This window comes from Magnetospirillum moscoviense, from assembly GCF_001650635.1.
Taxonomy (GTDB): domain Bacteria; phylum Pseudomonadota; class Alphaproteobacteria; order Rhodospirillales; family Magnetospirillaceae; genus Magnetospirillum; species Magnetospirillum moscoviense.
The window spans coordinates 1-7,249 of sequence record NZ_LWQU01000014.1 but is presented as its reverse complement, the minus strand read 5'-3'; the positions used below and the strand labels follow the sequence as shown (position 1 = coordinate 7,249).

The following is a 7,249-nucleotide window of genomic DNA, read 5'->3' as shown; positions in this document are numbered from 1 at the left end:
CGCCGCCGTCATCTTTTCCGATATCTTGAGCCTACCGAACATGGTTCCCCCTGTATCTGGTGGAACCCCAGTGATTCATGGTTGCCGCTGGTTGGCAAGCCCCGCCGAGTCAGATCGAGCGTTCGCCGGTATGAAAGGGCGCCATGTCCAAGGCCACCCCCGCCACCCTTCAGATGAAGAAATCCGGCCGGCCGTTCGAGCTGCTGGAATATACCTACGATCCCGAGGCCCCCAGCATCGGCCTGCAGGCCGCCGAGGCGCTGGGCCTGCCGGCTGCCCAGGTATTCAAGACCCTGATGGTGATGGCCGCAGACGAGGCCGTGATCGCCATCATCCCGTCCGACAAGGAACTGAGCCTGAAGGCCCTGGCCCATGTGGCCGGAAAAAAAGCGGCGGCGATGATGAAGGCCCCCGACGCCGAACGGATCACCGGCTACAAGGTCGGCGGCATCTCGCCCCTGGGCCAAAAAAAGCGGCTTCGGGTGTTCATGGATGCCAGCGCGCAGGCTTTCGCCTTCATGGTGGTCAATGGCGGCCGGCGCGGCCTGCAGATCAAGGCGGCCCCGGCCGACCTGGTCGCCGTCACCGGGGCCACCGTCATCGATCTGGCCGTCTGATCAGGAACAGCCCTTGGGGCGCGGCAGGCCGGCGATCTTGTTGCCCTGCTTCAGCGGCCCATGCGGGAACAGCTGGTAAAGATATTGCTGGCTGGCCCGTTCGGGGCCGTACTTTTCCTTCAACAGCTTCATGAACACCCGCTGCTCGGCGACGATGCCGTATTCGTCGAAATAGGCCCGCGCCTCGCGGATGACATCCCAGTGCTCGTCGGTCAGCTCGACCCCTTCGGCGACGGCGATGGCGCGCGCGATGTCATCGTTCCACACCTGACAATTTTCCAGCCAGCCGGCCTCGCTGACCTCGACGGGTTGTCCATTGACCATGAGTTCGGGCATCAAAACCCCCTGTTCCATTAGAGACTTCTGATAGAGTGGGGATACCGCGGCCGTTCGTCAATGGGGACGGCAGGAAGATTGATAGGGAATGGTGAAACGGAAGGTCGCACCGGGCGACAGCTGGGCGTCCAGCCCGATCCGGCCGCCCAGACGCTCGACGATCGAGCGGCAGATGGCCAGGCCCAGGCCGGTGCCTTGCGGCTTGTTGGTCAGCGTGTCGCCGACCTGCTGGAACTTCTCGAACACGGTTTCGCGGGCCCAGTCGGGGATGCCGGGGCCGTTATCGCCGACCGCGATCTCGATGGAATCGGCCGTGCCGGTCAGGGTGACCTCGACCCGGCCGCTGCCGGTCTCGACGAACTTCACCGCGTTCGAGATCAGGTTGATCACCACCTGGATCAGCTTGTCCCGGTCGGTGGTCAAGGGGGCCAGACCGTCTTCCAGCCGGGCCTCCAGGGTGACGCCCTTGTCCTCGAACAAGCCCTTGGTGGCGGCCAGCGCGTCCTCGACCAGGGCCTTGGGCTCGACCTCCTCCATGGTCCACACCATGGTCCCGGACTCGATCTTGGCCATGTCCAGCACCTGGTTGATCAGGCGGGTCAGGCGCTCGCTTTCCTTGATGATGATATTCAGGAATTCCTGGCGTTGGGCCTCGTCCAGGCTGGGATTGTCGAACAGGATTTCCGAGAACGAGCGGATCGAGGTCAAAGGCGTGCGCAATTCATGGGTCACCGTCGCGATGAAGTCGTCCTTCATGCGGTCCAGTTCCTTCAAGCGCTCGTTGGCGGCCTTCAGTTCGGCGGTGGCCGCTTCCAGCTTCTGGGAATAGGCGATGATCTGGCTGGCCTCGTCCAGGATCTCCATCACCTCGTCCAGGCCGACCACCTCGCCCTTCGAGACGCTGGCGACCATCACCCGGGCCGAGGCGGTGCCGATGGCGCCGGCCAGCAGGCGTTCCACCGCGCCAACCATGTCGGCGTCGGCTTCGCGCATCTGGCCAAGGTCCTGGCCGCGTTCGGCCGCCCATTGGGCGAAGGCCCGTTCGGCCCGCTCGCGGCCGACGAAGCGCACCGACAGGGCCATCAAATCATCGATCCCGGCGGTGCCGCGCCAAAAGCGCGACCGGCCGCGCTCGCCGCTGGCCGGGCGGAACACATCGACGAACATCGCCGCCTGGATGCGCTCGATGGCGCTGTGGGTGGTCAGCAGCGACACGCCCACATAGGCGCCCAGATTGGCCATCATGCTCCAGATCAGCGAATGGGTGACCGGTTCCAGTCCGCTCAGGCCGAACAGGGCATAGGGCTTCAACAATTCCATCCCGAACATGCCGCTCTCGACGAAGGCCGCCGGCAGCCAGCCCGAGCGGGCGAAACTGGGCAGCAGCAGGGTGTAGGCCCACACCAGGAAGCCCATCACCAACCCGGCCAGGGCGCCCTTTTCGGTCGCGCCCTTCCACAGCACGCCGCCGATCAGCGCCGGGGCGAACTGGGCGGCGGCGCAGAAGCTGACCAGCCCGATGGTCACCAGGGCGTAGGAATCGCCGATCAGGCGGACATAGGCGTATCCCAGCAGCACCACCGCCGCGATGGTCCAGCGCCGGATCGACAGCAACAGCCCCGACAAATCGGCGCGCCCCGAAAGATTGAGCCAGCGGATGCGCAGCAGCACCGGCATCACCAGATCGTTGCAGACCATGGTGGCCAGCGCGATGGTCTCGACGATGACCATGCTGGCCGCCGCCGACAAGCCGCCCAGGAAGGCCAGCACCGCCAGTCCCTCGGCCCCCTTCGACAGCGGCACCGCCAGCATGTAAAGGTCGGGGTTGACGCCCTGGCCCTGGAACAGCATCCGCCCGGCGAAGGCCACCGGCAGGACGAACAGGTTGATGGCGAACAGATAGGCGGGAAACAGCCAGACGGCAGTGCGTACATGGCGTTCGTCGGTGTTTTCCACCACCATCACCTGGAACTGGCGCGGCAGGCAGACCACCACCAGCATCGACAGCACGGTCAGCGCCACCCAGTCGCCATAGGCGCCGGCATGGGGCAGGGTGAACAGCTCGCGCAGCTTGGGGTCGGTGGCGGCGCGGGTGAAGATGTCGCCGAAACCGTCGAACAGGCCGAAGGTGACGAAGGCGCCGACCGCCAGGAAGGCCACCAGCTTGACCATGGATTCGAAGGCGATGGCCAGCACCATGCCCTCGTGATGTTCCGACGCGTCGATATGGCGGGTGCCGAACAAGATGGCGAAGGCCGCCAGGGCCAAGGCGACGAAGAAGGTGGTGTCACCCAGCACCGGCACGGCGATGTGCGCCTGGGACGGATCGTGCCACGACACCAGGGCGGTGAAGGTGGTCGACACCGCCTTCAGCTGCAGCGAGATGTAGGGCATGATGCCGACCACGGCGATCACCGTGACCAGCCCGCCCAGCGCCGAGCTTTTGCCATAGCGGGCCGAGATGAAGTCGGCGATCGAGGTGATGCGGTGGGTCCGGCCGATCCGGACCATCTTGGCCACCACCACCGCCGACAGCGCGGCCATCAGGGTCGGCCCCAGATAGATCGGCAGGAAGGCGACGCCGCCCGAGGCGGCGCGGCCGACGCTGCCATAGAAGGTCCAACTGGTGCAATAGACCGCGATGGACAGGGCATAGGTGACCGGGTTGGCGATCAGCGAGCGCCCCTGCTCGGCCCGACGGTCGCCGATCCAGGCGATGGCGAACAGCAGCAGCAGATAGGCCAGCGAGATCCCGACGATCACCGGCCCGGTCAGCATGGCATCAACACCCGCGCCAGACCGGCGGACGCTTGCCCATGAAAGCGTCGATGCCTTCCCTGGCGTCCTCGGCCATCATGTTGGTGGTCATCACCTCGGCGGTGTAGGCATAGGCCTGGTCCAGATCCATCTCGAGCTGGCGATAAAAGGCTTCCTTGCCGACCTTGACGGTATAGCCGGACTTGGCGGCGATCAGGCGGGCCATGTCGGACACCGCCGCGTCCAGCTCGGCGGCGGCAACGGCATGGTTGATCAGGCCCCAGCCTTGCGCGGTGGCGGCATCGACGGGATGGCCGGACAGCAGCATCTCCATCGCCGGCTTGCGGCCGACGACGCGCGACAGCGCCACCATCGGGGTCGAGCAGAACAGGCCGATATTGACCCCCGGCGTGGCGAACTTGGCGCCATCGGCGGCATAGGCCAGGTCGCAACTGGCGACGATCTGGCAGCCGGCGGCGGTGGCCATGGCGTGAACCTTGGCGATCACCGGCTGCGGCAGCCGCACGATCGCCGTCATCATGCGGGCGCATTGGGCGAACACGCTCGCCACCTGCTCGCGGCTTTGCAGGGTGCGCATTTCCTTCAGATCATGGCCGGCGCAGAAGGCAGGGCCGTTGGCGGCCAGCACCACCACCTTGATGGCCGGATCGGCGGCGATCTTCGCCAAGGCGCCCTCGATCGCGGTCATCAGCGCGAAGGACAGGGCATTCCTGGCCTCGGGCCGGTTCAGGGTGATGGTGGCGATTTGATCCGCCACCTCCAACAGCAGAATGGACGAATCCAAATGTCGCCTCCCTTGTCAGCGACCGGCGGTTACCGGCACACTCGAGAGTAACCGCATCTTAGCCGTCAGGAAACACCCGATGCCCGCCATGACCCCAGAGATCCTGAACCGGGACTACCTGCCCAAGGTGCCGATGCTCGCCGCCACCGGAGCCCAGGTCATCAGCATCGGCAAGGGCGAGGCACGGCTGCTGATGCCGTACTCGCCCGCCATCGCCCGGCCCGGCGACACCGTATCGGGGCCGGCGCTGATGGCCCTGGCCGACGTCGCGGTGTGGGCCGCCGTGCTGACCGTCATCGGCCACAAGGAAATGGCGGTGACCACCAGCCTGACCATGAATTTCCTGCGCCGCGCCGGCCCGTCCGCGATCATCGCCGAGGCGCGCCTGCTGAAGATGGGCCGCCGTCTGGGCGTCGGCGCGGTCGAGCTGATCGCCGCCGACAGCGACGAATTGGTGGCCCATGCCACCGCCACCTATTCGATTCCGGCCGATTGACGAAATCTATTCCAGTTCGGGCGAGTGCACGACCAGCAACTCCGGGGTGTCGGCGGTCAGCTGCAGCGCCACGGTTCCATGGGCGGTCCGCACCAGCAACTCGCAGCACCAGGTTCCGTCATCGGCCTGGATGGGCACGGTGACCTCGGCGCGGCGGACATCCTCGATGTCCATGCTCAGGCTGTGATTATCCCGAAAAGAAATCGCGGCAACAGTTTTCATCCCAACGCTCCCGGCTCCACCCCGCAGACAGGCTGGACCATTCCAAAGTCTGCGTCAACGACCGCTACCGACACTTTTTTTATCGGCCGATATGTGCGTAAATGCCGCCGGGACAGAGGAAACATGAAAATTCGATGACAGGGTGGAGCTTCTCGAGGGTGAGCATCACGAAGGTGGTGTTCCTGCTGTCGCTTGCGGCCACGGCGGCGGCGCTGGTGGTGGTGGTGCTGGTGTCGGCCCATGTCCGCGAACGGTCGATTCAGGACCTGGCGCGCGACGAGGCGCGCCAGACCTCGACCCTGGTGTTCGAGGCGCTTTATTCCGCCATGCGCAAGGGCTGGAGCAAGGAAGAGATCGGCGAGGTGGTCACCCGCCTGCAGACCGCCCTGCCAGACCTGACCATCCGCGTGGTGCGCGGCCGGCCGGTGATCGAACAGTTCGGCGAGATGGAAAACGACGTCGCCGTCACCCAGGCCGACCCGCTGCTGCAAAAGGTGCTGGAAACCGGCACCGACCTGTTCGACACCCACCCCTCCAGCATCCGCTACCTGTATCCGCTGGTGGTGCGCGAGGAATGCCTGGCCTGCCACACCATGGCCAAGGTCGGCGACGTCAACGGCGTGATCGACATCATCTATCCGGTCCACGCCCTGAAGGTGTCGTTGGATTACGTCCTCAACACCGTTTTGATCTATTTCCTGGTGATCTTGCTGTCGCTGTCGGCGGTCCTGTACTTCAAGGTGAAGTACTTCGTCGCCCGGCCGATCTCGAACATGGTCGCGCTGATGCAGGACATCATCCTGCACACCGACCTGCGCCAACGGGTGAAAAGTTCGGGCTTCATCTCGGAAGTCGCCGACCTGACCGACTATTTCAACAAGCTGCTGCGCACCGTCGAGGATTATCACGCCCGGCTCGAGGACATGAGCGTCCACGATCCGATGACCCGGCTGTACAATCGCCGCAAGTTCGACGAGTTCCTGGGCCACGAGATCGACCGCGCGCGGCGCAACGGCCATGAATTCTGCCTTATCCAGATCGATCTGGACGATTTCAAGACGGTCAACGACGCTTTCGGCCATCCGATCGGCGATCTTCTGTTGAAGGAACTGGCCAGCGTGCTGCTGCGCGAGATGCGCCGGACCGACGTGGTCGCCCGTCTGGGCGGCGACGAATTCGCCATCCTGCTGCCCGAGACCCCACGCGAAGAGGCGATCCAGGTGGCGGAAAAGCTGCGGGCCGCCCTGGCCGGCACCACCATCGACCTGCCGGTGGGATCGCTTCGGATCACCGGCTCGATCGGTCTGGTCAGCTTTCCCGAGAACGGTGCCGACGCCGCCAAGTTGGCGATTTCCGCCGACGTGGCGATGTACAAGGCCAAGCGCGGCGGCAAGAACCAGTGCGCCGTTCTGGGCAACGAGGATGACGGCGCCGTCTCGACCTTCAGCAAGGGCGAACTGGTGCGCAGCGCCCTGGCCGAGGGCCGGCTGATCCCGTTCTTCCAGCCGATCTTCAACACCGACAACGAGACGGTGTTCGCCTACGAGGTGCTGGCCCGCGTCGTCGCCCCCGACGGCGCCATCGTCGGCGCCGGCGAGTTCATCGAGCAGGCCGAGGAACTGGGCCTGGCCGCCGAGATCGACAACGCCATCTTCGAGCAGGCCTTGAAGGTGATGGCCGCCGGCCGGCTGGGCCAGGCCAAGCTGTTCGTCAACATGAGCGCCCGGTCGTTCGCCGACCACGAACGCATGCTGACCATCCCCGACCAGTTGGCCAGGCTGGGCATCGACCCCGGCCGGATCGTGCTGGAAGTGACCGAGCGCGAGGCCCTGCCCCATTTCGGCGAGGTGGTGCGGCTGATCAACGAATTGCGCGCCCAAGGCCTGGCCTTCGCGCTGGACGATTTCGGCGCCGGCTTCTCGTCGTTCCTGTACCTGAACCCGGATTTCCCAGATGGTGCTGCGATTTCGTGACAGCGACTGCCAAATCTGATATAGAAATCAAGGCGGTACGGAC

7 protein-coding genes are annotated in these 7,249 nt (G+C 65.1%); 3 read left to right on the top strand and 4 right to left on the bottom strand.

Annotation, left to right across the window (positions count from 1 at the left end; genetic code table 11):
• The first annotated feature begins 143 nt into the window (after positions 1 to 143).
• Entirely contained in the window at positions 144 to 617 is a 474-nt protein-coding gene (ybaK, locus tag A6A05_RS00910; protein ID WP_068496564.1) for a Cys-tRNA(Pro) deacylase, read from the top strand.
• Here ybaK and A6A05_RS00905 read toward each other — a convergent pair whose 3' ends face one another.
• From A6A05_RS00905 to A6A05_RS00895, 3 genes are read right to left on the bottom strand one after another with little or no spacing between them, the layout of a single operon-like run.
• Positions 618 to 953: a TusE/DsrC/DsvC family sulfur relay protein gene (locus tag A6A05_RS00905; protein WP_068496565.1), complete on the bottom strand. Its 336-nt coding sequence runs from the start codon at positions 951 to 953 to the stop codon at positions 618 to 620.
• Positions 954 to 1,010: 57 nt separating this feature from the next.
• On the bottom strand, positions 1,011 to 3,731 hold the full coding sequence (locus A6A05_RS00900) for a sensor histidine kinase (protein ID WP_068496562.1): 2,721 nt from the start codon (positions 3,729 to 3,731) through the stop codon (positions 1,011 to 1,013).
• 4 nt (positions 3,732 to 3,735) lie between these two features.
• Positions 3,736 to 4,515 carry an enoyl-CoA hydratase gene (locus A6A05_RS00895; RefSeq protein ID WP_068496560.1) on the bottom strand — a complete coding sequence of 260 codons (780 nt, stop codon included), beginning with the start codon at positions 4,513 to 4,515 and terminating at the stop codon, positions 3,736 to 3,738.
• Positions 4,516 to 4,594: 79 nt separating this feature from the next.
• On the opposite strand from A6A05_RS00895, the gene A6A05_RS00890 reads away from it, so the two are divergent.
• Complete coding sequence (locus tag A6A05_RS00890; protein WP_068496558.1) at positions 4,595 to 5,011, top strand: PaaI family thioesterase; 417 nt, start codon at positions 4,595 to 4,597, stop codon at positions 5,009 to 5,011.
• A 6-nt stretch (positions 5,012 to 5,017) separates the two neighbouring features.
• Here A6A05_RS00890 and A6A05_RS00885 read toward each other — a convergent pair whose 3' ends face one another.
• Positions 5,018 to 5,233: a hypothetical protein gene (locus A6A05_RS00885; protein ID WP_068496556.1), complete on the bottom strand. Its 216-nt coding sequence runs from the start codon at positions 5,231 to 5,233 to the stop codon at positions 5,018 to 5,020.
• Positions 5,234 to 5,391: 158 nt separating this feature from the next.
• On the opposite strand from A6A05_RS00885, the gene A6A05_RS00880 reads away from it, so the two are divergent.
• Entirely contained in the window at positions 5,392 to 7,206 is a 1,815-nt protein-coding gene (locus A6A05_RS00880) for a diguanylate cyclase (RefSeq protein WP_245644113.1), read from the top strand.
• Positions 7,207 to 7,249: the final 43 nt, after the last annotated feature.